The 24,306-nt window shown below is 58.0% G+C and carries 25 protein-coding genes; 14 read left to right on the top strand and 11 right to left on the bottom strand.

The features are described from left to right. Nucleotides 1–726 precede the first annotated feature (726 nt). The 6 genes from cyoA (at nt 727) to queC (ending at nt 6,405) form a co-directional block, all read left to right on the top strand. Nucleotides 727–1,668, top strand: coding sequence for a ubiquinol oxidase subunit II (gene cyoA, locus HU730_RS26435; protein WP_054896962.1), 942 nt, complete (start codon nt 727–729; stop codon nt 1,666–1,668). A 3-nt stretch (nt 1,669–1,671) separates the two neighbouring features. Next, the gene (gene cyoB, locus HU730_RS26440; RefSeq protein WP_003194053.1) at nt 1,672–3,690 is read left to right on the top strand and encodes a cytochrome o ubiquinol oxidase subunit I; all 2,019 of its coding nucleotides are present in this window, start codon (nt 1,672–1,674) and stop codon (nt 3,688–3,690) included. Nucleotides 3,691–3,693: 3 nt separating this feature from the next. Then, on the top strand, nt 3,694–4,320 hold the full coding sequence (locus HU730_RS26445; protein WP_003194052.1) for a cytochrome o ubiquinol oxidase subunit III: 627 nt from the start codon (nt 3,694–3,696) through the stop codon (nt 4,318–4,320). After that, a complete protein-coding gene (gene cyoD, locus HU730_RS26450; RefSeq protein ID WP_003194051.1) occupies nt 4,320–4,655 on the top strand; it encodes a cytochrome o ubiquinol oxidase subunit IV in 336 nt (111 codons plus the stop codon). The genes HU730_RS26445 and cyoD overlap by 1 nt, the downstream gene beginning before the upstream one ends. Nucleotides 4,656–4,666: 11 nt before the next feature. After that, on the top strand, nt 4,667–5,554 hold the full coding sequence (cyoE, locus tag HU730_RS26455) for a heme o synthase (RefSeq protein ID WP_003194050.1): 888 nt from the start codon (nt 4,667–4,669) through the stop codon (nt 5,552–5,554). Nucleotides 5,555–5,706: 152 nt separating this feature from the next. Beyond that, nucleotides 5,707–6,405, top strand: coding sequence for a 7-cyano-7-deazaguanine synthase QueC (gene queC, locus HU730_RS26460; protein WP_044268318.1), 699 nt, complete (start codon nt 5,707–5,709; stop codon nt 6,403–6,405). 107 nt (nt 6,406–6,512) lie between these two features. Here the strand turns inward: queC and HU730_RS26465 are convergent, their stop codons facing one another. Further along, entirely contained in the window at nt 6,513–7,376 is an 864-nt protein-coding gene (locus HU730_RS26465; RefSeq protein ID WP_014719862.1) for a queuosine precursor transporter, read from the bottom strand. Next, nucleotides 7,363–7,968: a helix-turn-helix transcriptional regulator gene (locus HU730_RS26470; protein WP_080757657.1), complete on the bottom strand. Its 606-nt coding sequence runs from the start codon at nt 7,966–7,968 to the stop codon at nt 7,363–7,365. The genes HU730_RS26465 and HU730_RS26470 overlap by 14 nt, the downstream gene beginning before the upstream one ends. A 211-nt stretch (nt 7,969–8,179) precedes the next feature. Between HU730_RS26470 and HU730_RS26475 the strand changes: the two genes are divergently transcribed. From HU730_RS26475 to HU730_RS26485, 3 genes are all read left to right on the top strand, one after another. Further along, nucleotides 8,180–9,262: a pyridoxal phosphate-dependent aminotransferase gene (locus HU730_RS26475; RefSeq protein ID WP_186527662.1), complete on the top strand. Its 1,083-nt coding sequence runs from the start codon at nt 8,180–8,182 to the stop codon at nt 9,260–9,262. Nucleotides 9,263–9,382: 120 nt separating this feature from the next. Continuing rightward, a complete protein-coding gene (locus tag HU730_RS26480) occupies nt 9,383–10,054 on the top strand; it encodes a LuxR C-terminal-related transcriptional regulator (protein ID WP_152612701.1) in 672 nt (223 codons plus the stop codon). A gap of 175 nt (nt 10,055–10,229) precedes the next feature. After that, nucleotides 10,230–11,429 carry an MFS transporter gene (locus HU730_RS26485; RefSeq protein WP_169918863.1) on the top strand — a complete coding sequence of 400 codons (1,200 nt, stop codon included), beginning with the start codon at nt 10,230–10,232 and terminating at the stop codon, nt 11,427–11,429. Nucleotides 11,430–11,477: 48 nt separating this feature from the next. On the opposite strand, the gene HU730_RS26490 is transcribed toward HU730_RS26485, so the two are convergent. From HU730_RS26490 to HU730_RS26520, 7 genes are all read right to left on the bottom strand, one after another. Further along, a complete protein-coding gene (locus HU730_RS26490; RefSeq protein WP_034128720.1) occupies nt 11,478–12,194 on the bottom strand; it encodes a hypothetical protein in 717 nt (238 codons plus the stop codon). Nucleotides 12,195–12,278: 84 nt separating this feature from the next. Continuing rightward, nucleotides 12,279–13,532, bottom strand: a complete 1,254-nt coding sequence (locus HU730_RS26495) for an aspartate aminotransferase family protein (RefSeq protein ID WP_186527663.1) — start codon at nt 13,530–13,532, stop codon at nt 12,279–12,281. 109 nt (nt 13,533–13,641) lie between these two features. Continuing rightward, complete coding sequence (locus HU730_RS26500) at nt 13,642–14,655, bottom strand: sensor domain-containing diguanylate cyclase (protein WP_034128718.1); 1,014 nt, start codon at nt 14,653–14,655, stop codon at nt 13,642–13,644. Nucleotides 14,656–14,792: 137 nt separating this feature from the next. Then, on the bottom strand, nt 14,793–16,691 hold the full coding sequence (locus HU730_RS26505) for an alkaline phosphatase D family protein (protein ID WP_096143350.1): 1,899 nt from the start codon (nt 16,689–16,691) through the stop codon (nt 14,793–14,795). Nucleotides 16,692–17,337: 646 nt separating this feature from the next. After that, nucleotides 17,338–19,581, bottom strand: coding sequence for an ATP-binding protein (locus HU730_RS26510; RefSeq protein ID WP_057975057.1), 2,244 nt, complete (start codon nt 19,579–19,581; stop codon nt 17,338–17,340). Next, on the bottom strand, nt 19,578–20,192 hold the full coding sequence (locus tag HU730_RS26515) for a biliverdin-producing heme oxygenase (protein WP_034128043.1): 615 nt from the start codon (nt 20,190–20,192) through the stop codon (nt 19,578–19,580). Before HU730_RS26515 ends, HU730_RS26510 begins: the two co-directional genes overlap by 4 nt. A gap of 212 nt (nt 20,193–20,404) precedes the next feature. Next, nucleotides 20,405–20,767 carry a response regulator gene (locus HU730_RS26520; RefSeq protein WP_003194033.1) on the bottom strand — a complete coding sequence of 121 codons (363 nt, stop codon included), beginning with the start codon at nt 20,765–20,767 and terminating at the stop codon, nt 20,405–20,407. A 162-nt stretch (nt 20,768–20,929) separates the two neighbouring features. Between HU730_RS26520 and HU730_RS26525 the strand changes: the two genes are divergently transcribed. The 4 genes from HU730_RS26525 to HU730_RS26540 all read left to right on the top strand — a co-directional run bounded on the left by HU730_RS26525 (nt 20,930) and on the right by HU730_RS26540 (nt 22,698). After that, complete coding sequence (locus HU730_RS26525; RefSeq protein ID WP_072435022.1) at nt 20,930–21,361, top strand: VOC family protein; 432 nt, start codon at nt 20,930–20,932, stop codon at nt 21,359–21,361. Between the two features lie 30 nt (nt 21,362–21,391). Further along, the gene (locus HU730_RS26530) at nt 21,392–21,766 is read left to right on the top strand and encodes a cytochrome c family protein (RefSeq protein ID WP_034128041.1); all 375 of its coding nucleotides are present in this window, start codon (nt 21,392–21,394) and stop codon (nt 21,764–21,766) included. A gap of 201 nt (nt 21,767–21,967) precedes the next feature. Next, the gene (locus tag HU730_RS26535) at nt 21,968–22,480 is read left to right on the top strand and encodes a type VI secretion system amidase effector protein Tae4 (protein ID WP_186527664.1); all 513 of its coding nucleotides are present in this window, start codon (nt 21,968–21,970) and stop codon (nt 22,478–22,480) included. Further along, the gene (locus tag HU730_RS26540; protein ID WP_186527665.1) at nt 22,477–22,698 is read left to right on the top strand and encodes a hypothetical protein; all 222 of its coding nucleotides are present in this window, start codon (nt 22,477–22,479) and stop codon (nt 22,696–22,698) included. The genes HU730_RS26535 and HU730_RS26540 overlap by 4 nt, the downstream gene beginning before the upstream one ends. Nucleotides 22,699–22,863: 165 nt before the next feature. On the opposite strand, the gene HU730_RS26545 is transcribed toward HU730_RS26540, so the two are convergent. Next, entirely contained in the window at nt 22,864–23,235 is a 372-nt protein-coding gene (locus HU730_RS26545) for a PH domain-containing protein (protein WP_014719840.1), read from the bottom strand. A 156-nt stretch (nt 23,236–23,391) separates the two neighbouring features. On the opposite strand from HU730_RS26545, the gene HU730_RS26550 reads away from it, so the two are divergent. After that, the gene (locus HU730_RS26550) at nt 23,392–24,027 is read left to right on the top strand and encodes a LysE family translocator (protein WP_186527666.1); all 636 of its coding nucleotides are present in this window, start codon (nt 23,392–23,394) and stop codon (nt 24,025–24,027) included. Between the two features lie 8 nt (nt 24,028–24,035). Here the strand turns inward: HU730_RS26550 and HU730_RS26555 are convergent. Continuing rightward, nucleotides 24,036–24,306, bottom strand: a 271-nt coding sequence (locus HU730_RS26555; RefSeq protein WP_254914220.1) for an NBR1-Ig-like domain-containing protein, incomplete at its 5' end; no start/stop codon positions are given.

The raw sequence follows: 24,306 nt of genomic DNA on the forward strand, positions 1-24,306 counted from the left end.
TGTGAAAGCACCGTGACGAGGGGCAACGGAAGGTGCGCGCAGCGTGCGACATGTTGTCACATGAACGTTGTCGCAGGACGTTTCTGACCCGCCAAATCGGCCCTTGGATTTGCACCCCACGTACAAATTGTGCTGTCAGTTCGTGGTTCCCACGGCGGCCCGATTCGTATGCGGCCCCAATCCCTGAAGCATCTATGAATGCCTTGTTTTATGGGCACTTGGATACCCTCGGCATGCCCTTACAGGCCGTAAGGGAAGTGGCACTGTGCCCAATAACACGGCAATTTTTGTGGTTTTTGTTGAGAATCGAACGCGATAAGATCGCGAATCTTTGCAACTTTGGTGAAGGATTGTTGCTGGAATCGATAAAAATTATTTCTCTATAAGACATGGTTTATACATCGCTAGCTAACTACAATCGCCCGCACTGAATGTCCGGTGCTGTTCAATATTTGAGCATTGGAGCGGTCGAGGAGCAGATGGAAGGCTCAATGCGACCCCAGGTTCCGGCAGCCTTTCAACTATCCGCACCAAATGGAATTGGTCTGTAACAAGGCCTTTAGCCACGAAATCGAATAAGAACTCACTGCAGGTCCGTGAAACGTACAGTCATGACGTGTCGGGCAGGCTCTTATTCAATCGAAGAGAAATGCCAACCCTTGGCAGGGTGAAGTGTTGGCGATCAAAACCCAACTGCATTGCGCAAGCTGCTTTAGAGGTCGTGAGATGAGTAAAAACAGGTACCCCCGATTACTAGGCTTTTTGCCGCTGCTTGGCATGATGTTAATGCTGGGAGGCTGCAAGTGGACCTTGCTCGACCCAAAAGGACAGGTCGGTCTGGATGAACGAAACCTGATCATCACCGCTACCCTGCTGATGCTGCTGGTTGTGGTGCCTGTGATCGTGATGACCTTCGCCTTCGCCTGGAAATACCGCGCGTCCAACACCAGCGCCACCTATGCGCCGAAGTGGTCGCACTCCACCAAGATCGAGATCGCGGTGTGGTTGGTTCCGATCCTCATCATCATCGCCCTGGGTTACGTCACCTATAAGTCGACCCACGCGCTGGACCCGTATCGTCCGCTGGAGTCCGACGTCAAGCCTGTGAACATCCAGGTGGTCGCGCTGGATTGGAAGTGGCTGTTCATCTACCCGGACCTGGGTATCGCCACTGTCAACGAGATCCGCTTCCCGGAGCACACCCCGCTTAATTTCCGGATCACTTCCGACGCCGTGATGAACTCGTTCTTCATCCCTGCACTGGGTGGCCAGATCTACGCGATGGCAGGCATGCAGACCCGCCTGCACCTGATCGCCAACCAGAAAGCTGAAATGGAAGGCATCTCCGCCAACTACAGCGGCGCTGGCTTCACCGGCATGAAATTCAAAGCGATCTCGACAAGCCAGGAAGATTTCGACGCCTGGGTAGCTGCAGTCAAGGCCGCACCTAAACAGCTTGATCAAGCTGAATACGACGCTCTGACCAAACCGAGCCAGAACAACCCTGTCGCCTTGTACTCCGCGTATGAGCCGGACCTGTTTCAGAAAATCGTCGACAAGTACGAAGGTATGAAGCCAGGCAAGCCGGTCAAGCACGAGAAGAAAGAAGTGGCCGTGGTTGAAGGTTCTGATACGGGCGCGCATTCAACTGCTGGGGCAGAGGAGTAAACGATGTTTGGTAAATTAAGTTGGGACGCGGTCCCATTCCACGAGCCGATCGTAATGGTGACTATCGCCATGATCGCGCTGGGTGGTTTGGCGCTGGTTGCGGGTATCACCTATTTCAAGAAGTGGTCCTACCTGTGGACCGAGTGGTTGACCTCGGTCGACCACAAGAAAATCGGCGTCATGTACGTCATCGTTGCCATGGTCATGCTGCTGCGTGGTTTTGCCGACGCCATCATGATGCGTACCCAGTTGGCCATGGCCACCGAGGGTTCGCCTGGCTACCTGCCACCTGAACACTATGACCAGATCTTCACCGCCCACGGTGTGATCATGATCATCTTCATGGCGATGCCTTTCTTCACCGGCTTGATGAACCTTGCCTTGCCGCTGCAGATTGGTGCGCGTGACGTTGCCTACCCGTTCCTGAACTCCCTGAGCTTCTGGCTGCTGGTGTCCGGCGTGGTGCTGATCAACGTTTCCCTGGGCGTCGGCGAATTCGCCAAGACCGGTTGGGTTGCGTATCCGCCATTGTCGGGGCTGCAATACAGTCCGGGCGTGGGTGTGGACTACTACATCTGGGCGCTACAGTTATCAGGGCTCGGGACGACATTGACGGGGGTCAACTTCCTGGCCACCGTCCTGAAAATGCGCGCCCCTGGCATGAAACTGATGGACATGCCGATCTTCACCTGGACCTGCACCTGGGCAAACGTGCTGATCGTGGCTTCGTTCCCGATCCTGGCCGCTACCATGGCGCTGCTGTCGCTTGACCGTTACCTGGATTTCCACATTTTCACCAATGAACTTGGTGGCAATCCAATGATGTACGTGAACCTGTTCTGGGCATGGGGTCACCCTGAGGTGTACATCCTGATCCTGCCAGCGTTCGGTATTTTCTCCGAAGTGATCTCGACCTTTACCGGCAAGCGCCTGTTCGGTCACCACTCGATGGTCTACGCCTCTGGCGCGATCTCCGTACTGGGCTTCATGGTTTGGCTGCACCACTTCTTCACCATGGGTTCGGGGGCCAGCGTCAACGCCTTCTTCGGCCTGGCGACGATGCTGATTTCCATCCCGACGGGGGTGAAGCTATTCAACTGGCTGTTCACCATCTACCACGGTCGTCTGCGCATGACCAGCCAGGTCCTGTGGACCCTGGGCTTCATGGTGACCTTCGCCATCGGCGGCATGACCGGCGTACTGCTGGCCATCCCGGGTGCTGACTTCGTGCTGCACAACAGCCTGTTCGTGATCGCCCACTTCCACAACGTGATCATCGGTGGTGCTGTATTCGGCTACATCGCTGGTTTCAGCTTCTACTTCCCGAAAGCGTTCGGCTTCAAGCTGCACGAAGGCTGGGGCAAGGCTGCGTTCTGGTTCTGGATCTCGGGCTTCTTCGTCGCGTTCATGCCGCTCTATGCACTGGGCTTCATGGGCATGACCCGTCGTCTGAACGCCACCACCAACCCTGAGTGGGTACCGTACCTGTACGTTGCCATGTTCGGTGCGGTGATGATCGCTGTGGGTATCGCCTGCCAGCTGATCCAGCTGTACGTCAGCGTGCGTGATCGCAAGCAGAACATGTGCGAATCCGGCGACCCATGGAACGGCCACACCCTGGAATGGTCGACCTCGTCGCCACCACCGTTCTACAACTTCGCCGTGATCCCTACTGCGAACACCATTGATGCGTTCACCGAAGCCAAGGAAGACGGTACTGCGTACCAGAAGCCCAAGCACTACGAGCCGATCCACATGCCAAACAACACCGCCACTGGCGTGGTGATGGGTGCGCTGTTGACCGTGTTCGGTTTCGCGATGATCTGGCACATCTGGTGGCTGGCAATCGCGAGCCTGGTGGGCACTATCGGTTACTTCATCATTCACGCTGCCCGTGATGATCAAGGCTACATGGTGCCGGTCGAAACGATCGAACGCATCGAAGCCGAGCAACACGCTCGCCTGGTAGCCGAGAAGAAGATCCCGGCCAACCGTGTAGAAACCTCGTTGGAACAGGCTTAAACCATGTCGAACTTAGTGACCAATGCTGGACACGCCCATGTCGATGACCATGGGCACGATGACCACCACCACGACTCGGGGCCGATAACCGTCTACGGTTTCTGGCTCTACCTGATGACCGACTGCATCTTGTTTGCGTCGATCTTCGCGGTGTACGCGGTGCTGGTAAACAACGTAGCGGGTGGCCCGTCGGGCCACGACATCTTCGAACTGCCTTACGTGCTCGGCGAAACCGCCTTGCTGTTGTTCAGTTCGATCACCTACGGCTTCGCCATGTTGGCCTTCTACAAGGGCAACAAGAAGGGCGTACTGAGCTGGCTGGGCCTGACCTTCCTGTTCGGCCTGGGCTTCATCGGCATGGAGATCAACGAGTTCCACCTGCTGATCTCCGAAGGCTACGGCCCGCACCGTTCCGGTTTCCTGTCGGCGTTCTTCACGCTGGTCGGCACCCACGGTCTGCACGTATCCGCTGGCCTGCTGTGGATGGCAGTGATGATGTATCAGGTCAATAAGCACGGCCTGACCAACACCAACAAGACCCGCCTGAGCTGCCTGAGCCTGTTCTGGCACTTCCTGGACGTGGTCTGGATCTGCGTATTCACCGTCGTTTACTTGATGGGGACTCTGTAATGGCTAATGCACACTCCCATGACAGCCACGATTCGAGCCACGGCAGCGTAAAGTCTTACGCCATCGGCTTCATCCTGTCGGTCATCCTGACCCTGATCCCGTTCGGCCTGGTGATGTACCCAACCTTGCCGAAGTCGATCACCTTGATGATCGTCCTGGCGTTCGCGGTGATTCAGGTTCTGGTTCACCTGGTGTACTTCCTGCACCTGGACCGCTCCAAAGAGCAGCGCGAGAACGTGATCGCGTTTGTGTTCGCAGGCCTGGTGATCGTTCTGCTGGTTGGTCTGTCGCTGTGGATCATGTTCAGCATCCACACCTACATGATGGCGAAGTGAGGTAAGACCCGATGTCGCTTAAGCACTTTATCCAAATCACCAAACCGGGGATCATTTTCGGTAACGTGCTTTCTGTGGCGGGCGGTTTCTTCCTGGCCTCCAAGGGACATGTCGATCTGGCCATCTTCCTGGCTGCAATGATCGGTACGTCCCTGGTGGTTGCTTCCGGTTGCGTATTCAACAACTGCATCGACCGTGACATCGACATCAAGATGGAGCGCACCAAGAATCGCGTGCTGGTCCAGGGCCTCATCTCCCTGAAGCTGGCACTGATCTATGCGACCGTCCTGGGTGTTGCCGGTGTGGCCCTGTTGTACAAGGTGGCCAACCCGTTGGCGGCGCTGTTTGCCGTGATCGGTTTTGTCATCTACGTCGGCCTCTACAGCCTGTACCTCAAGCGCAAGTCGGTTCACGGCACGCTGGTGGGCAGTCTGTCGGGGGCAATGCCGCCGGTGATTGGTTATGTAGCTGTGACCAATAGCTTCGACATGGCCGCGCTGACGCTGCTGGTGATGTTCAGCCTGTGGCAGATGCCGCATTCCTACGCCATCGCGATTTTCCGCTTCAATGACTACCTGGCTGCGTCGATTCCGGTATTGCCGGTCAAGCGTGGCATCCAGGTGGCCAAGAAACACATCCTGCTCTACATCCTGGCCTTCCTCGTGGCGACCTTGATGTTGACCTTCAGTGGCTACGCCGGCATGAGCTACCTCGCCGTCGCCGCCGCGATGGGTATGTACTGGTTGTACATGGCCTGGACCGGCTACAAGGCGGTGGATGACACCGTCTGGGCGCGCAAGCTGTTCGTGTTCTCGATTTTCACCATCACCGCGCTCAGCGTGATGATGTCCCTGGATTTCCAAGTGCCGAAAGAGCTGTTGCTGACCTACGCCCACTGAGTGGTCTTGCAGTAAAAAAGCCCCGCCTTCGAAAGTCGCGCGGGGTTTTTTATTGAGCGCTGCGCTAAACCGGATACGCTGCGTTATCGTTGACGTTTTTCGCGAGCGAGCTCGCTCCTACCCCCCATTCTACAAATGCAGGAAGCAATGCAATGAGTAAAAAAGCCGTGATGGTCTTCAGTGGCGGGCAGGATTCGACCACCTGTCTGATCCAGGCCCTGCCGCTGTATGACGAAGTGCACTGCATTACCTTTGATTACGGCCAGCGCCATGTGGCAGAAATCGAAGTGGCCCAGAAGCTGGCCAAGCAGTTGGGTGCCACTGTGCACAAAGTGATGGATGTGTCCCTGCTCAATGAGCTGGCGATCAGTAGCCTGACGCGCGACAACATCCCGGTGCCGACCGTGAACAGCTCGGGTGAAAGCCTGCCGAGCACCTTTGTGCCGGGGCGCAACATCCTGTTTCTGACCCTGGCTGCGATCTACGCCTATCAAGTGAAGGCCGAGACCGTCATCACCGGTGTGTGCGAAACCGACTTCTCAGGCTACCCCGATTGCCGGGATGAGTTTGTCAAAGCACTCAACCAGGCCCTCAAGCTGGGCATGGAATACGACGTGCGCCTGGACACGCCGTTGATGTGGCTGAACAAGGCCGAGACCTGGGCCCTGGCCGATTACCACGGGCAACTGGAGCTGGTGCGCGAGCAGACGCTGACTTGCTACAACGGCATCATCGGTACCGGCTGTGGCGAGTGTGACGCGTGCAACCTGCGCGCTCGGGGCTTGAATGACTACCTGCAGAACAAGACACCTGTCATGCAGAGCCTCAAGCACAAGTTGCAACTCAAATAACCCTTGCAGGAGCGAGCTTGCTCGCGAAAAACCTGAGAGCGCCGCGTTCCACCAGATGCGCTGCGTGATCGTTGACGTTCTTCGCGAGCAAGCTCGCTCCTACAGGATTATTGATAGCGTTTGAACAATGAGCGTGCGCCATAGGCGGGCAGGATATTGAAGAACGCGAAGCCGACTTTGATCGCGATCTGTACATAGATCATGCTGAGGATGTCGCTGGTCTGCATCGCCCCGTAGAAGGCGATAAAGCAGAACAGGAAGCTGTCGATAATCACCGCAAAGAACGTACTGAGGAATATCCGCAGGTATAGATACCTGGAGTTGGTCAGCTCCTTGATCTTGCACAGCAAGTAGGAATTTATATTCTCCGACACCAGGAACGAGACCGAAGAGGCCACCAGCACCGACGACACTTGCAGGATCACGTCGGTATAAGGCCCATCCAGCTTCCAGCCCGGTAGCCCTGGCAGGAACGTGGAGCCATACAGCAGGATGATGATCATCGCGTTGCTGGCAAACGCAAACAGAATGGCTCGCCTGGCCAGGCGCAAGCCAAAATTCTCGTTGAGCAAGTCCACGATCAAGAAGGTCAGCGGGTACAGGAACGTGCCCGGCGTGACGATGATGCCCAACGACTCCAGGTAAATCGGTTTGGTCGCGGCAATGCTGGTGAAGATATAGAAGGTGAACAGCAGCAAGTTCAGGATGATGTAGATCATCCAGGAGTTTTCATTGCGGTCGTTTATATCGTAGGCGGTCAGCGTTCCGCCTTGAGAGTAGAACTTCTTGTACAGGTTCTTGATTTCCATCTTGTTGAAGTTGTCCATCATTTCACTGCTGAGCACTTCACTCAGCTTGATCTTGAGGACCTTGCCCGTGGCGATCACCATGATCACCGCCAGGCGCTTGTCGTTTTCAAAGCCCAGCAACTTGTATTTGCTGTTTTCCACGGCGCCCTCAGACGTTGTCATTGAAGCGCTCCTCAAGGATGTCGCCGATGACACACAAACGCTCTGAGTTCCCGCAGGGTTCGAGGGTGATGAACAGCTTCTTGGTGGCGCGGTCGTACACCAGTTTTTCTTTATCGTCGCTCGACGAGCCTTTCTGCACGATCAGCAAGTCCCCCGGTTCATTGAGGCCGGGAATCCCGTGCTCCAGGCGCACGCCGATCAGGTTGCAGGCGCTGCCAAAGTAGTAGGTCAGCGGATGAAGCGTGGCCAGCTCACCGATGCGCTTGCCCAGGCTTTGCATGAGCAGGCTTTCCTTGAGCACAGGCACTGCCGCCGGGTTCTTGTTACCCAGTGGGGAAACATTGCTCTCGATGACTTCCTTGGCTTCAAAACTGATCGTCTCGATTTCTTCGTAGGAGACGCCAAAGAAGTCAGAGATCTTGCGTATCGTCGACTGCTGTACGTTAACGACCTTGCCTTCCAGGATGTTATAGATGGTGGTCCTGGTCAGGCCGGCGGCACTGCTTAACGAAAGCTGGGTTTCGCCACGACTCTTGATCAAGTACTTGATGTTGCTCTTCAAGTGCTCGGTTTTTTCCCGTCTGTGTATCAAGTGCTCACCACTTCCATTTAGTCATCAGTCCATGCCGGCAGAACCCGTTCTTGACGGTTCGCGGCAGTGAAAGTGTTGCATGCGCCCGCTACAACAATAAAGTACTGAGTGCAGGGATACGCCTCGGTGGTAAATCAGGCAACGGCTTTCTCGTCATACTCTTCTGAACGGCCAGCGCGAATCCCTCGCGCCTCTACAAGGAGTAGTCACCATGGTGCGTGTCAGTCGTCGATCCCTTCTCGCCCTGGGCGCGGCCCTGCCTGTGTTGGGGCAGCTCAGTTGGGCGCTTGCCAGCCCGGCGCCGACGAAATCTGACAAGGTACTACTCAATTACAACGAAAGCCCCTACGGCCCTTCAGACGCGGCTCGCCAGGCGATGCAGCGCGCGATTGCAGCCTCCGGGCGTTACCCTTACCCGGACATGTATGCATTGGCCGCGTTGTTTGCCGAGCAACAGGGCATCGCCGAAGAAAACATCGGGGTATTTGCCGGCTCGATGGCTGCCCTGCGTTACGCGGTGCTGGCGTTCGCCAGCCAGACCCGCGGCCTGGTGATGGCCACGCCGTCCTACGAAGTACCGCGCCAGGCGGCCGAATCGATCAAGGCGCCGGTGCATGAAGTTAACCTCGACGCCCGGCATGCCCACGATGTGCACGCCATGCTCGCCGCGGACCCACAGGCCGGCATGCTGTACCTGTGCAACCCCAACAACCCTACCGGTACGCTCACCTCGACCGAGGCTATCCGCCACGCTCTGGTGAATAAACCCAAGGGCAGCGTGCTGGTGGTGGACGAGGCTTATATCGACTTCTGCGACGCCCCCAGTTGCGTAAGTTGGGTCAAGGAACACCACGACCTGCTGGTACTGCGTACCTTCTCGAAGATCTATGGCATGGCCGGTGCGCGCCTGGGCCTGGCGATCGGCCACCCGGCGCTACTGGAGCGGTTGGCCGTGTTCGGCGGCGACAACGTCCCGGCCGGCGCCAGCTTGCTGGCCGCCCGTGCGAGCCTGGAAGACGCGCAACTGGTGGGCCAACGCAGAGCGCTCAATGCCAGGTTGCGCGATGAGACGATCGCCTGGCTCGAGGGCCGGGGCTTTACCTGCACCGTTTCCCACAGCAACTGCTTCATGATCGACGTGAAGCGCCCGGCAGAGCAGGTGATTGAGCAGTTGGCGGCACGGAATGTACTGGTCGGGCGGGTGTGGAAGGACTGGCCGCAGTGGGTGCGGGTGACGGTGGGTAATGAGCAGGAGATGGAGCGCTTTCGCGAGGCGTTCGCGGCGCAGGTCTAGCCCCTGGGTTTGCATCCGTTGCCTGGACAGGTAAGCCAGGCATGCTGCATGCTCGACCGGGTTGAATGATCAAGGAAGACACCCGTGCGACCTAATGGCCAACCCGATAAGAAATCGCCCATGCTGCCCGAGGATATGCACCGCTTGCTCGATACCGAGCTGAGCCGCCGTGGCCTGGGACACTTCGAGGTCTACCAGTGTGGGCCGACGCTGGACCAGGCGCAGATTGTGTCCAATTACCCCGAGGCCATGGAGCCTTCCGACACGGCCGACGATTTCTACCGGCGTGGCGAGCTGGTTTCATTGACCCGTACGCGGATCAAACCATTTTTCTGGAGTGATGAACACCTGCTGGCCGTGGCCGATGAGGCGGTGCCGGTGCCGGGCCCCTACAAACCCGTTGGCGAGGGCGCCAGTTTTATCGTGCATGGCAATCGCGGCTTCTACTCGGTGCTCAATCTGTGCAGCTTCGGCGAACATCGGCAATTTCGCGAGACCGTGCTGGCCCATCAAAGTGAACTGCAGATGCTGTTGGTCTCGATGTACGACGAGGCCCTGGAAGATCACGCGGCGCCTGTCGAACAACAGACGGTGCTGACCCCAAGGGAAACCGAAGTATTGTCCTGGGTCAGCCTGGGCAAGACCTACAACGAAGTGGCACTCCTGACGTCGATGACCTCCCATACGGTCAAGTTTCATATGAAGAATATCTTCGGCAAATTGCAGGTCAGCAACGGCAAATCAGCAATCGGCAAGGCCCTGCAATTGGGCTATATCCGCCACCCGGCCTGAGGCCGCAATCACCGCCTACCTGTCCAAATGGGTAGCTTGTTCGCCGCACAGTGCTGCATTAGTTTGCCCAGCTATGGAGTTTGGCGCCGGACACACCGGCGCCGCCATTGCGAAAGGACATCCGGATGAGCCGCTCTGCAGCTTTGCTCCACACCTGTGCCAGCGTGCTGCGCTGATGGGTACTTTTCACGCCTTGCGCGGCCTTAATGCTCGGTTGCAAGCATTGTTCATGATCACGCTGGTGTTCCGCACGGGCACCCTGGCGTTTCCTTTTTACGCGGCGTACCTGATTCATCAACACGCGATATCGGCAGGCACGGCAGGCCTGTTGGTCGGCGTGTATGGCGCGGGCGCCCTGTGTACCGACCTGATCATCGGCGCCGTGATCAAGCGGTTTTCGGCCAACCGGGTCATTCTCGGTTCGTTGTTGTTCAACGCGGTGTTGCTGCTGGTCATTCCCTCGGTGGATAACCTGCTCGCGCTGTTCCTGTTGTCGTTTCTCTGGGGGGCCTGTTACGAAGCCTTCACACCGGCCGCGTTCTCCGAGACAGTGGCTCACAGTAATCTTGAGTCACGCAAAGTGGCGTTTTCCTGCAACCGATTGGCGATCAACATCGGCATGGCCATCGGGCCGCTACTGGGCAGCTTGATCTTCCTCAGCAATGCCGACGCGGTCTTCTACATCAATGCCGTGCTGTCCCTGCTGGCCTTCGCCGCCTGCCTGCGGTTTGGTCGGTCTCGGCAGGCCACCCAAGGCGTACCTGTCGCCGTCAAAGGCGAGGGCTTGCCCGAGGTGGCGGCTCATGAGCGTTCGCGACTGCTGGTGATCCTGTTGGCAGCGCTGCCGGTGCACGTGGCTTACGCATTACCGCCGACTTTTCTGTCGGCGTACATCATCAACTACACCCAATTGCCGGCCTATTACGTGGGCATCATCTTCTTTATCAATGCGTTGCTAGTGATTGTGTTTGAAGTGCCGATCAACCTGCGCATGGCGCACTTGTCGAGCAGTCGCTCGCTGATCATTGGCCTGTTGCTGGCAGGCTGCGGTTTCTTCTTGATGGGCTTTGGTCAGGTCGGCGCGCTGTTGGTGCTTGCTACGGTGTTGTGGAGCCTGGGCGAGATGATTGTGTTCCCCGCGATCACCCACTACGTCAGCAGCATTTCCAGCCGCGACAGCGTGGGCCGCAACCTTGGCTACTACTCGGCGGGCGTCAACATCGGCGTGATGATCGCGCCCTCGTTGGCGTTCATGTTGCTGGCCCGGCCAACCTTGCCGTCACCGTGGCTGCTGGCAGGCTGTGTGTTGCTGCTGTTCGCAATCGCCGTGGGGATGATGAAAAGCTCGGCGGTGTTGTGGAATAAAGAGGCGTAGACGGCAACCGGCGCTGCGCCTTGCACGCGCGCCTGGTTGCGTCAGTACTTACTGGGCGGCGATGGCGTAGCCGTCAAAGGCGCTTTGCTGTTGCAGCGCGGTCACGATGCTCTTGCGCGTGACCGGTTGCTCGGCGCCGCTGTTGTCGATGAAGGTTTCGCTCGCAAGTTCCGCCTCGCTGCCTTCGCCCACAAAGGTGAAACCCAGGAACTCCAGCGCTTCGCGGTCCACATTGAGCTTGGAGCGCGGCGTGCGCAGCGGCAAGGTGACGCTGATGCCATCCTTGCTGATCACAAACACTTCGGTGTCTTTCTTGGCGCGTGCAGCCTTGCCCTTGCCGGCGCTCGGGTTGCTGATGGCCTGGTGCGACTGGTTAAGCACTTTGAGGGCCAGGCCATAGACCAATTCCTGGAACTCGGGATCGTCCTTGAAGCTGGACAGGATGCGGCTGATCGAGAACTGGCTGCTCAGGTGTTCCAGGGCGGCGTTGTCTGCGGCTTCGGCGTCTTTCAATTGCTTGAGCTGGCCCATCAGGTCATAGGCTTTGTCATCGTCGAAGGCATCGTGGGCCTGGCGGATGGCAACGCGTAGCTCGCGGATCTGGTCGCTTTCCTTGGAGGTGTGAAACGCGTCCAGCACCATCTCGCTGATGATCTTGGCGGCTGGCACATGCTGTGAAAGATTGATGGCGTTTTCGTATTCGGCTTTGGCGTACAGGGCGACTACGGATTCTTCGGCGGATTTTTCGGTGTAGGAATCAGACATTAAAATTTCACTGCGTAGTATGCGGAGAGACAAAAAAACGTCGGGCATTTTCAGCGGGTGAGGGGATCAGGTCAAGGCAGCCCGCTATTCGTCCAGCTGTGTGAGGCACGCCTGGAAGATATCCAGGCCTTCCTCCAACACCGCAGGTTCAATGGTCAGCGGGGCCAGCAAGCGCACGATGTGCCGCGACTTGCCGCTGGGCATCAGCAGCAAGCCAGCCTCTCGCGCCAGCTCCAGCAGTTGCGCCAGTTGCTTGGGAGCGGGTGTGCCGTCGGCGTGGGCCAGTTCAATGCCCCGCATGGCGCCGACACCGGTGAGGCGGCCCAGGTAGGGCGACAGTTGCTGCGCGCGCCAGGCTTCATAGCGACCCACAATCGCGGCCTCCTGCGCGACGCCCCAGGCGTGCAGGTTTTTGTCGCTCATCACCTCAAGAGTCGCCAGCGCCGCCGCGCAGGCGACGGGGTTACCGGAGTAGGTGCCGCCCAGGCCGCCTTTGGGCAGGTTGTCCATCAGCGCCTTGCGCCCGACCACTGCCCCCAGCGGCATGCCGCCGGCGATGCTTTTGCCGAGCAGCAGCAGGTCCGGCTCGATGCCCAGGCGCGAGAAGGCGAAACGCTGGCCGGTGCGACCAAAACCCGACTGGATTTCATCAATGATCAGCAGGATGTCGTGCTGGTCGCAGAAGCGTCGCAAGGCTTGGGCAAACTCAGTGTCCAAGGCTAGAAAACCGCCTTCGCCCTGCACCGGCTCGATGATGAAGCAGGCCACATCGTTTATGTCGATTTCCACGCTGAACAGACGCTCCATCGCCTTCAGCGCGTCGGCGCAGGTCATGCCGTTATCGGTACTGGGGTAGGGCAGGTGATACACAGGGCCGGGCAGTACGCCGACCTTCTGCTTGTAGGGCGCGACCTTGCCATTGAGGTTGAGGGTCGCCAGGGTGCGCCCATGGAAGGCACCGTCGAAGGCGATCACCGCCGTGCGACCAGTGGCACCACGGGCGATCTTCAAAGCGTTCTCTGCCGCTTCTGCACCGCTGTTGGTGAGCATGCCGCTGACGGGGTAACCCACCGGGATAAAGGCGCTGAGGCGTTGCATCAACTCGATGTAGGGCGTATGCGGTGCGGCGTTGAACGCGTAATGGGTGAGCCGGGCCGCTTGCTCGCAAATGGCCGCCACCACGGCCGGGTGGCAATGGCCCAAGTTGAGCACGCCGATACCCCCGACAAAGTCGATGTAACGCTTGCCTGCAGTGTCCCAGACCTCGGCGTTTTTACCGTGACTGAGGCTTATGGGGTGAACGATGGAAATCGACTGGCTGATGCTAGCGTGACTCATGGCTCTGGGACTCGGCAGTGGTGGGCGCAGCGCTATCTAAGCCGCGCGCCCGGCCTTGCCGCAAACGAAATAAAGTCGCCGTGTCATTCCACCTTGGAAGGAGCTGCGACTATTCCGACACCCCATCCTTGCCCGCCGCCTTGGATCGGTACAAGGCTTGATCGGCCCGCGCCATCAGCGCAGCCGGGGACTCGCCCATGCGCCGCTCCACCACGCCCAGGCTCAGGGTAACGTTCAAGGCGCCCACGGGGGCCGCCTCCTTGATTTTATGGCGAATCCTTTCGGCCAACTCTTTGGCCTCGTCCAGGCTGCTTTTGGGCAGCACCACCATAAACTCATCGCCGCCCCAGCGCGCCAGCAAGTCGCTTTTGCGTACGCAGGCTTCCAGATGTTCCACTACCCGTATCAGGGTCTGGTCGCCGACGCCATGGCCGTATTGGTCATTGATCGGCTTGAAGTCATCGACATCCATGGCCACCAGTGCCAGGGGCAGGCGGAAGCGTTCGGCGCGGTCGCATTCCTCCAGCAGCACTTTTTCCAGGCGGTACCGGTTGGCGATGCGCGTCAGGGCGTCCCGCTCGGCCAAAGAGCGGTTTTCGTCCAGTTGCAATTGCAGTTGCTGGTTGACGCGCGACAACTCAAGCGTGCGCTCCGCGACCAGCGCTTCCAGAGACTGGTTGCGCTTTTGCAACTGTTCGATGGAGCATTTGCGCGTATGGATATCGCGGTGTGCGCCGACCATGCGCGCCACGGAACCGTCGGGGTTGCGGGCAATGACGTAGCCGCGGTCCTCGATCCAGAGGTACGTACCGTCTTTTTTGCGACAACGGTATTCGGCCCGGTAATGAGCGGCGCGTAGGCTGATGTAGTCATCGAACACCGTCATCACGCGAGGGTAATCCTCGGGGTGGATCACGTTCTCCCAGGTGAAGACGCTGTTTTCCAGGGAGTGGTGGGAGTAGCCAAGCATTTCGTACCAGCCGGGATTGCGGTAGACGAAGCCGGTATTGGCATTCCAGTCCCAGATGCCATCACTGACCAACTCCATGATGGCGTGCAACAGGTCGACGTTAAGGTCGGAAACCTCATGGCGTAGCGGTTCTTTGCCGGATGTATCGTCCATCTGCACGCTTCCTGCGGGGGCTGGCGCCCAAGGCCAGTCATGGTTGACGCCGATACTCCGTGGCTGGCGCTACTGTACATCGGCGCTTGCGCGCTTTGAATAGGGCAGGTGTGCTGCTTTTGACGAGTGGCGAAACGCTATTTTTCTGGCGCCATCATCTTTGTTCGAGGCTTCCCATCCGCGTTGTGCTGGTAAATGGCTTGCGGTTGGCCCTGCTCATTGAAAAACAACTGGCCAATGCCCGCCGAGTTCCACAGCCGCTCACCCGCTTCGGCGTGCTCTGGAATATAGGGCACCACCTGCATGGTGCGGCGGCGGGTAAACCAGTTAAGCGGCGAACGCGGGGAGTAGAGCCAGCGGTTGAGGCGGTCGAACCATTCCAGCAGGCGCGGCGGGAACTCGTTCTTGATGCCGCTGCTGGTGATTTGCCAGATATTGGGGCCGCCGTTGCGGTGGCGGATCAGCACTTGGTAGACAAACGAGTAATGCACATCACCGGAAAGGATCACGTAGTTACCCGGCGTGCGCGAGTGGCGGAAGATATTCAAAATCACTTGGGCAGCGCCGCGGTGGGCCATCCAGTTCTCGGCGTCCACCAGCAGTGGGAAGCCACACCAGCTGAAAACCTTCTGCACCGTCTCGATCAGCTTGACGCCAAAGACCGGCGCGGGCGAGACAATGATGGCTGACGGGTGGTCCAGTAGCGCTTGTTGCAGTTCGCTCAAGGCTTCCCAGTCCAGCAGGCCGGAAGGTTGCTTGAGGGTGAACTCGCTGCGCCAGCGTCGGGTGCGGGTGTCGAGTACCACCAGCGCCGGGGTGGTGGGCAATACGTAGTGCCACTGCTGGAATTTCAGCAGCGTGGTGACTAGCTCATCCTGCTGTGTGGCGTCCAGGTGGTTGTCTTGCGCCTGGTTGGCAAGTGCCTGGGTTTGGCTCACCAGTTCGCCAAACACCTCGGGCTGGTTGCCCCAGCCCTGGCATAAAAGATAGGCCATCAACGCATTACCGATGATGCGTTTGGAGAAGGGATGGCCGTAGGCAGTTTCTTCCCATTGGGCGCTGAGGTTCCAGTCATCGGTGATGTCGTGATCATCAAAGATCATCAGGGTCGAGAGGTGGGCGAATACCCGGGCGACCCCTGGAAGGCCACTGCGAAATTGATCGATCTGTATCTGTTCGCGGGCATAGCGCTGCTGTTCTTGCGCGCTCAGCTGCGGCGGTTGGGGGGAGATCAGTGTCCACGGTGTGGGCGACCAGGCCAGCAGGTACATGGCGATCACTTCGGCAAAGGTCACCAGGTGATTATCGGCGGTGCTGCTGGTGAAAATCGGTTTCTTCACGCCGCCGAAAAAGCGCTCACGCAAGGTCTCGTTACTGTCCAGCGCGGGGAGCAGGTCGGCGCGATGGTAATAGCTGGCGCGATGCCCGTAGAGGGCGGCACTGTCGTCAACCACGGCCCCTTCCAGGTATTCGTCGAACAGGCCCAGGCGCGCGATTAATTCATGAATTGCCCGCAGCATGGGCCCCGCGACGTCGTCGGCGTAGACCTGGTCGCCGCTCATCATCAGCAAGGCGGGGCGTTGTGCCACGGTGGGAGCTTGCGCCAGCAGACGATCAATGCACAGCAACCCGTCATCAGCGCGATGGTGAGGCTTGCGGCAGGAGCCGTGGACCAGTTGGTGGATGCGCCCATGCACGACGAAATCGGGCAGCGTGGCACCTGCGTACAGCAGATGGGGTGCCCACTGGGCTATTCCGCAGCCGTCAATAAACAGGTCATAGTGGATGTTTACATCCAGAGGCAGGGCGTCAGTCAGGGGCACATCGATCAAGTGGATAAACGAATGGCGCCCGACGGGGACGATCTGACAATGTGCATGAAGGTGAATATCCAGCGTTGATCCCTGAGCGTGCTGCAGCCTCATAACCAGCTTCAGTTCCCGGCTCGCCACCAGCCATAGCACCACACGCTTTGGTTCCAGGCGGCGCAGCAACGGGCCGGCAAGTACGGGGGGAAGTGACTGCAGTTCAGGCATGACGCGATCGGCTCACTAACAAGACAAGCACTCAGTATAACGCTGAAAATGTCGGCATTTCGTCAACGAACGTCAGACAGTAATATGTTGTGGCTATTAATGAATAAGCAGCGCCCTGGGCGCTACTTATTTAGTAGTTGCGCTTAAGTAAGTTTACTCAAAGAACATGGCCTTTGCCGAGACTGTCCAAGCCACCACCATTACGTCTGCCGCCTCTGTCTGCGGTGACCCCATTGTCATTAATCGAATTATCGGGAGCGATTTGATCGAGGCTTCGTTTCGAGCGTGAGTTGACCTTCTCGCTGGCTTGGGTGTCTTGGTCGGGGGCGGATTGGGAAATGTAAGTATTGACGGGATTAAAACCGATAGAATTGAACACGGTAACGCCTCACTATTAATGGCATGGTTTACATGGCATGTTCTTCCCTGTAACAGTGCTCGGCGTAAGTTAGTGGGGTTCGGTGTTTTTTGCGAGGTGTTCTATGTTTCTGTTTGTGATGGGGGAGTTGGTTTTATTGTTGAATTTTGGTTGTTTTATTTTGAAACTTTGTTAAAGAAATACAATGTTGTATGAGTATATGTTTGGTTTTCCGTTCTCGGTTATGGGGCAGCAGGGGCAATATGGTTGCCCCTGCCGGCAAATGGCTCAGTTGTTTGCCTCAATCGTCACCTTCGGTACGGTAAATCGAAACTCGCTGCCCTGGCCCTGCTTGCTCTCGGCTTCGATCCTGCCGCCATGCGCCTTAACGATGCCTTGAGTGATATACAACCCCAGCCCGCTGCCGGTGGGGTTGTTTTCAGTCTGGGTCCAATAGCGATCGAACACATGGGGCAAATCGTCCGGCGCAATGCCCTCACCGGAGTCGCGCACCGAAAATACAATCTCCTCGCCGGCGCTCATGGCGCTGATGCCGATGTTGCCCTGGCGCGGAGTGAACTTGATCGCATTGCCGATCAGGTTCGACAGCACCTGGAACAAGCGCTCCGGGTCGGCCTTGATTTGCAGGCCAGGCTCGACATTGAACGACAGGTCGATGCCCTTTTCCGAGGCCAGGGGCGCCAGCAGCGAATACGCCTCTTCAAAAATCTGGCTGACGTCCAGCGCCACCGGCTTGACCACATAGCGCCCGGCTTCGATTTTCGAGGTGTCGAGCAAGTCTTCCAGCAACACGTTCATGCGCCCGGCAGCCTGTTGCATGGTGTCAATGGCGGAAGAAATGCGCCGTGAAGTGTGGGGGCCATCGGAGCTGAAGGCTTTTTGCATCATGCCGCAGAGCATGGAGATGACGGTCATGGGGTTGCGCAGGTCGTGGGAAACCACCGCGACCAGCTCGTCCCGCGCGCGCACCGCTTGTTGCTCGCGCAGCACTTGGCGGGACAGGTCGTTCTCCAGGGCCGAGCGGCGCAAATCGTTGGCGGCAAACAGGTCGCCATGGCTCCACTTGGTGGAGATACCAGCCATTTCCACTTTCCAGATTTCAAACGAGGTGCGTGGGCGAAGGCGCATGCCCGCGTCGCAGGTCTCCAGATTCAGCGGCTTCTGCGGGTCGCCACTCCAGTGGATGTTCTCTTTGACTTCCGGGCGAAACCACAGCACCCCGTTATCCACAGGCTTGGGCAAGCTCATGGCGAGCACGCCGCTGGCCACGCTCTGGTATTCGGCGGCCGGCGGATAAACCGAGGCCAGGTTATGGCTGGAAAATACCGGTGCGCCGTCGCCCTGCAACCACTTGTGCAGCGCGCGTATCTGCGCCGGTTCCGGGCAGTTGCCGTAGCGGTGTAATTGCTTGTCTTCGATGATCGCCACGCCGCCGGAGAGGGTCAGGTCCATCAGCAGTCGGCCTTGCTGGGCCAAGCCGTCGAATACGTTATTGGCAGAGGCTTTCATCGCCCGATCCAGCAGCGCCAGCGCTTCGACTTTCTCGTCGCGCTGGCGGCTCAGCTCCAGGGCCTCCATGGCACTGATCTGCAATGACAGCACCTGGCCGATGGTCTGGCAGGCCATGCGCAGGTCGTTGGGCACCAGCAGCGGCTCACGGTTGCCGCAACTGATCAGGCCCCAGAGTTTGTCGCCCTTCATCAGTGAAATACTCATGGACGACAACACGCCCATGTTCTGCATGTACTGGCAGTGAATCGGCGACACGCTGCGCAGGGTGGCGAAGCTCAGGTCCAGAGGCTGCCCGGTGTCCGGGCGCAATTTGGGCACCAGCGGTACCGGTTCGTAGGATGCATTCGGGATGATCCGTAGCCAGTTGGTGCGATACAGTTCGCGAGCCTGCTCGGGGATGTCGGACGCGGGGAAGAACAGCCCGTTGAACAATTCCATGGACGGCGCCGAGGCCTCGGCGATCACCTGACCATGGCCTTCCTCTTCGAAGCGATAGATGAGCACCCGGTCATAACCGGTCATGGCCTGGATTTCGTTGACGGTGATGGCGTAGAGCGCCTCCAAGGTCTTTGCCGATTGCAGGCGGTGCAGCATCTTGCCCAGGTCGCTGGTGCGGCCACTGTGCGCTCGGGGTTTGAAATCCTTGAGCCGTGGTTCGAATTCCAGCACTAACACGCCCTGATGGCGATGCAACAGGCCTTCGAACTGCTCACCCTTGAAGGTTATCAGCAGGGGCGGCGAGTCCAGGAATGCGCTGTCCTCGGCCATGGTTTGCACGGCCTGGGCGTACTCCTCGCCAATCAATCTGTGCAACGGTTGATCCAACAGCGCCTCGGGGGCGTGGCCGAACAACGTACCGACGTTGGCACTTACCTGAATGATGTTCAGGCCAGGTTCCGACAAGGTCAGCAGCACGCCGTGGGGCTGGATGGCCCCCGGAAAACGAATGGGTTCGTCGGCGCAGTTGGCAAGCAGCTCTTCAAAATCTTCGGGTTTCATAGCAATACCTCCTGGCTGTCGAGCCATTGCTCAAAGCCGCTGAATGTCGAGCGGGCCGCCATCACCGCGCGCACGGCGGCATCTGTATCCAGTGGCTGGCGGCCCAGATAATCGAGGAAATCTTTCCAGCGCCGTCCGGTCTCGGCGCCGTATACATTGAGAAAGGCACCGCCGTTGTCGGCGTTCACATCCAGGCGCAGGGCTATTTCCCGGCGCAGCACTTGGCCGCCCAGGGTTGCGCCTTCCAGCACGTACAGGGCGCCGAGGCACGCAGCCGGTGTGTCTAATACGGGGAGCTGGGTACAGCGAGGCAGGTCATGGATGGCGTGCTCAGTCAGGCCGAGCGCGTGCAGGTCATGGACCAGGGTTGGCGTTTTCACACGCAACGCAGACTCATATCCGTCGGGAATCAAACCGCAGTCATACAGCGCCGCTTCCATTGGCTGATAAAAGCCGTAGTACGCCTGCAGCAAGCGCCGATACCACTGGGCATCCAGGCGCTCGGAAAAAAACGGCAGGCGCTGTTCCAACGCCACATGCAGCAGGCCCGTGCCCGTGCGCAACGTTTCCAACAAGGAGGGCGCACTAACGTCATGGGCCTGTGAATGCATTCAATGAGCTCGAACTGTGGGCCTGTCGGCCATGAATGACGCGTGAAAATGGGCGACGATTCTACACGACTCATTGTCGTCAGCTGAACGCAGAAGCGAAAAGGCTGACCAGCGGATCAGAAAAGTCGCTCCCTGCACCTTACATGACCGCAGAACTAGCCCTCAAGTTCGGTTGAAATGATATCGCGCTGCTATCAATCCCGGGACTGGCGCTAGTGCGTCAATGCTGTCTGCACGCACTCAAGCAAGTGGTCGGTACTCCAGGGCTTGGGCAGAAACCGCACGGAACTGCCCAGCTCGGCGGCGATTTTCGTATTACCTGAGGTCAGCACTACCTGTACTTCAGGCCACCGGTGGGCGACGACACGGCTCAAGTCATAACCATTGAGCAAGCCGGGCATTTGAATATCACTGACAATCAAATCCACCGGGTCATCGCCGCGCTCCAGGTAAATCATCCCTTCGTCTGCCGATGCAAACGATGTCACTACCGCACCAAAGTCTTCCAGCACATCCACCATCAACGCCCGAATGATCTCGTCGTCTTCCAATACCAAAATCGATGGCTGAGCCATGATCCTTACTCCACCATCAGGGGTTCAGTAAGGTGGAGTAGGGGTTGGGTATATAGGTTCGATTGGATGTTTTTTAAACGATGGGTGGTCATTTGGCTGCTTGTGAGCCATGGGCACGACAATCCGTTAAGGTGAACGCCACCCTGCCCTCCAAGGAATGCCATGTTCAACCGTAACCCACTCGTGCCTGAACTGATCGTCACCCGCCTTGGCGCGAGCCTGGCGTTCTGGATCGAACAGTTAGGTTTCGCTATTGCCTATCAGCGCGCAGAAGAAGGCTTTGCCTACCTCGACCTTAACGGCGCGCAAATCATGCTCGAACAATACGACCCCGAGGCCGGCCAGTGGCTTACCGCACCGTTGCAGCCCCCATTCGGGCGCGGCATCAACCTGCAAATCGATGTTCCCGCCGTAGCACCCATCCTGCAACGCTTGGCGCAGATCGGCTGGCCCTTGTTCCGCGATGTAGAGGACGCCTGGTACCGAGCCGGTGACGTGGAGGCCGGGCAGCGCCAGTTCATCGTGCAAGACCCGGACGGGTATCTGGTGCGTCTGGTGCAGCGGCTGGGAGAAAGGCCAGTCGAACAGGCATAATCCAAGGCAATAGCCGATAGGGAGACGTGAATGAAGTATGTGTTATTGACCCTCGCCCTGACCGTTATCGCCGCACCCGCGTTCGCTGCGGGCGACGCCGAGGCGGGCGGCAAATTGTTCACCAAGACCTGCGGCGGCTGCCACAGCATTGGTGAGGGGGCGCGGGGTGGTTTTGGCCCGGAACTGAACGGCATCATTGGCCGGCCTGCCGGTACCACTCAGGACTATCAGTATTCGGATGCGATGAAGAACTCGGGCGTGGTGTGGACGCGGGAAAAACTGGCGGCCTACATTGAAGATCCGAAGTCGGTGGTCAGTGGCACGCGGATGATCTTCTGGGGGATCAGTGACCAGGAGAAGATTGAAAATATCCTGGCGTATCTGGAGACATTCCAGCCCAAGTGAGATGCCCAGGCTGGCACGCATCACCGTCCTCTGTCCTCTGTAGGAGCGAGCAGCTCGCTCCTACAAAAAAGCACAGTGTGAGCGTTAGCCTGCATCAAAAGCCTACACACAAGTAGGACCGTTCTGATTTGCGCCTGACCTCACCATTATCGGCAAAGCGTTTGCTACGTTCGTGTGAAAAATACGCGATGGAAGCGCTTAATGCTGACGTTCAACTCCCTATGGAAAAACCACCCGGAAATTTTCGGAGACGCCGCCCCTTGTAGAACCAACGGCGCCAAAAATTTCAGTGACCAATGCGCCATTAACCTGGGCGTAGCACTGCGCAGGTCAGGCGCCGACCTGAGCAGATTGAGAGGCGTGCGCTATTGTTGGCAGCATGCCAAGAGTGAGGGCCATGTGCTGGCGGCTGAGGAAATGGCCAAAGCTCTAAATGGCGCGAATATCCCCGGCTTGCAGCGGCCGAAAAAGATAAAACCTGAGGATTTCGAAGAAGTGTTGGCGGGGCAGCAAGGCATTATCTTTTTCAAAGGTTCTTGGCGCCGAGGGAATGAGACGTTTGGCAATCGCAGCGGTGACCACATTGACCTTTGGAATGGACGGCGGTTGACGGATTGGCTGAGTTATCCGCGTATCCAGCTGGGATTTACGATTGAGGGGACGTTCTCGGACTATCACGAGTCCAGGGAGATCTGGTTTTGGAAGATCATATGAAATTGGTTAAGGGCGTGGTGTTTGTCGTCGGGGTGGTTGTAGTGGCGCTCGGAGTGTTTAACGGTTTGGTGGTGGTCGTGTCTGCGTATTTTGGGCCGTTTTATCAAGGGGATGCGGATCAGAGCAGGAATTTTGGGCTTTGGTTGGTTGGGAATGGGGTTGTGGTTTTTGGGAGCAGCGTTCAGTGGGGCGGTTTGGTATTGCAGGCGTTTGAGTAGGTGGCGGGAATGAAAATGTGTCCGAGTATTAAGTGAATCAGCGGCTGTGATTTTTCCTTAAAGGGCATCGCAGGCAAGCCAGCTCCCACATTTTGAGCGATGTGTATCAGTTGAACCACAATAAAAAAGACCTTGAAACGCCAATGTCTTTTTTATGCCTGTGGATCAACTCAGCAGGTGCTTGGAAATCAGCCGGGAGATTTCCACGATCGAGGTCTTGCCAGTGAATTCGAACTTCACCTTCCCCAACGACGAAAAGTAAATCTCCAACTCCGAATCAAGATCAAACGTCCCGGACGTTTCCACCGAGTACGCCACGATGTTCTTGTACGGCAATGAGGTGAAGTCCTTCTTGCTGCCGGTAATTCCCTGCACGTTAACCGCGATGATGCGTTTGGTGGTGAACACGACGCCGTCGCGCATGGCCTTGTACGCGTCGACCACTTCTTCGCCGTCCAGCAGCAGGGCCGCTACGCGTTCGGCGTATTCGTTGTTTTGCTTGAGCTTGAAGAAGCCTTTGTTGTTGAAGTCGATCATGTGCCTGTCCTGAGTAAGTGGTGCCGTCGGTGTATGACGTTTTGCTTGCGGATCTGTATCTAACGCCTGGGCCTGCAAGCCCCTAGCATGACGCTCAACACGACCGCGTCGGCGAAGGATTTCACGCTGGCAGCTTAAAAAACCAGGAGCCAATCCATGCCTGATATGTCCAGCTTGCTCGCTTACGGCCTGATTTCACTCGGCATGGTACTGACACCGGGGCCGAACATGATCTACCTCATTTCCCGCTCCATCTGCCAGGGGCGCACGGCCGGGTTGATTTCCCTGGGCGGGGTGGCGCTGGGGTTTGTGGTGTATATGGTGTGCGCGGCGCTGGGTATCACGGCGTTGGTGATGGCGGTGCCGTTTGCCTACGACGCGCTGCGGCTCGGCGGGGCGCTGTATCTGGTGTACCTGGCCTGGCAGGCGGTCAAGCCGGGTGGGCGCTCGCCATTCCAGGTGCGCGACTTGCCCAAGGACAGCCCGCGCAAGTTGGTTACCATGGGGCTGGTCACCAACCTGCTCAATCCCAAAGTGGCGGTGATGTATTTGTCGTTGCTGCCCCAGTTCATCGACCCGAACGGTCATGGCAGTGTGCTGGTGCAATCCCTGGCGCTGGGCTCCCTGCAGATTCTTATCAGCGTGAGCGTCAACGCGGTGATTGCCTGCATGGCAGGTTCCATCGCGGTGTTCTTCGTCACCCGGCCTGGTTGGCAGGTGCTGCAGCGCTGGCTGATGGGGTCGGTATTGATGGGCTTGGCGGTGCGGATGGCGGCAGAGGGGCGCAAGTAGGGCTGCTTTCAGCGCGCCATGACGTTGACAATCACATGCAGGATGAATGCTGGCCCGTAGCAAGGCTGCCCATGTTCATCTTCGATACGCCAGATTGAGGTGACGGTACTGGTCTCCCTCGGGGCTCCGAACTCCACGGTGATATGCACTGGCTGGCCGGGCAAAGTATCTGCTATCGGAATATCATTATTCAGGCTTCGCAGATGGCTATCCATCACCACTTCCAATGGCTCCCCCGAAGCGGTTCGACGGGCGATCACGTACTCACCGTCCACTCTC

The organism is Pseudomonas sp. SWRI22, assembly GCF_014268395.2.
Lineage (GTDB): Bacteria > Pseudomonadota > Gammaproteobacteria > Pseudomonadales > Pseudomonadaceae > Aquipseudomonas > Aquipseudomonas paracarnis.

Coding starts and splice junctions, on each gene's coding strand:
- cyoA (WP_054896962.1), top strand. CDS start 727: ATGAGTAAAAACAGGTACCCCCGATTACTAGGCTTTTTGCCGCTGCTT.
- cyoB (WP_003194053.1), top strand. CDS start 1,672: ATGTTTGGTAAATTAAGTTGGGACGCGGTCCCATTCCACGAGCCGATC.
- HU730_RS26445 (WP_003194052.1), top strand. CDS start 3,694: ATGTCGAACTTAGTGACCAATGCTGGACACGCCCATGTCGATGACCAT.
- cyoD (WP_003194051.1), top strand. CDS start 4,320: ATGGCTAATGCACACTCCCATGACAGCCACGATTCGAGCCACGGCAGC.
- cyoE (WP_003194050.1), top strand. CDS start 4,667: ATGTCGCTTAAGCACTTTATCCAAATCACCAAACCGGGGATCATTTTC.
- queC (WP_044268318.1), top strand. CDS start 5,707: ATGAGTAAAAAAGCCGTGATGGTCTTCAGTGGCGGGCAGGATTCGACC.
- HU730_RS26465 (WP_014719862.1), bottom strand. CDS start 7,376: ATGACAACGTCTGAGGGCGCCGTGGAAAACAGCAAATACAAGTTGCTG.
- HU730_RS26475 (WP_186527662.1), top strand. CDS start 8,180: ATGGTGCGTGTCAGTCGTCGATCCCTTCTCGCCCTGGGCGCGGCCCTG.
- HU730_RS26480 (WP_152612701.1), top strand. CDS start 9,383: ATGCTGCCCGAGGATATGCACCGCTTGCTCGATACCGAGCTGAGCCGC.
- HU730_RS26485 (WP_169918863.1), top strand. CDS start 10,230: ATGGGTACTTTTCACGCCTTGCGCGGCCTTAATGCTCGGTTGCAAGCA.
- HU730_RS26490 (WP_034128720.1), bottom strand. CDS start 12,194: ATGTCTGATTCCTACACCGAAAAATCCGCCGAAGAATCCGTAGTCGCC.
- HU730_RS26495 (WP_186527663.1), bottom strand. CDS start 13,532: ATGAGTCACGCTAGCATCAGCCAGTCGATTTCCATCGTTCACCCCATA.
- HU730_RS26500 (WP_034128718.1), bottom strand. CDS start 14,655: ATGGACGATACATCCGGCAAAGAACCGCTACGCCATGAGGTTTCCGAC.
- HU730_RS26505 (WP_096143350.1), bottom strand. CDS start 16,691: ATGCCTGAACTGCAGTCACTTCCCCCCGTACTTGCCGGCCCGTTGCTG.
- HU730_RS26510 (WP_057975057.1), bottom strand. CDS start 19,581: ATGAAACCCGAAGATTTTGAAGAGCTGCTTGCCAACTGCGCCGACGAA.
- HU730_RS26515 (WP_034128043.1), bottom strand. CDS start 20,192: ATGCATTCACAGGCCCATGACGTTAGTGCGCCCTCCTTGTTGGAAACG.
- HU730_RS26520 (WP_003194033.1), bottom strand. CDS start 20,767: ATGGCTCAGCCATCGATTTTGGTATTGGAAGACGACGAGATCATTCGG.
- HU730_RS26525 (WP_072435022.1), top strand. CDS start 20,930: ATGTTCAACCGTAACCCACTCGTGCCTGAACTGATCGTCACCCGCCTT.
- HU730_RS26530 (WP_034128041.1), top strand. CDS start 21,392: ATGAAGTATGTGTTATTGACCCTCGCCCTGACCGTTATCGCCGCACCC.
- HU730_RS26535 (WP_186527664.1), top strand. CDS start 21,968: ATGCTGACGTTCAACTCCCTATGGAAAAACCACCCGGAAATTTTCGGA.
- HU730_RS26540 (WP_186527665.1), top strand. CDS start 22,477: ATGAAATTGGTTAAGGGCGTGGTGTTTGTCGTCGGGGTGGTTGTAGTG.
- HU730_RS26545 (WP_014719840.1), bottom strand. CDS start 23,235: ATGATCGACTTCAACAACAAAGGCTTCTTCAAGCTCAAGCAAAACAAC.
- HU730_RS26550 (WP_186527666.1), top strand. CDS start 23,392: ATGCCTGATATGTCCAGCTTGCTCGCTTACGGCCTGATTTCACTCGGC.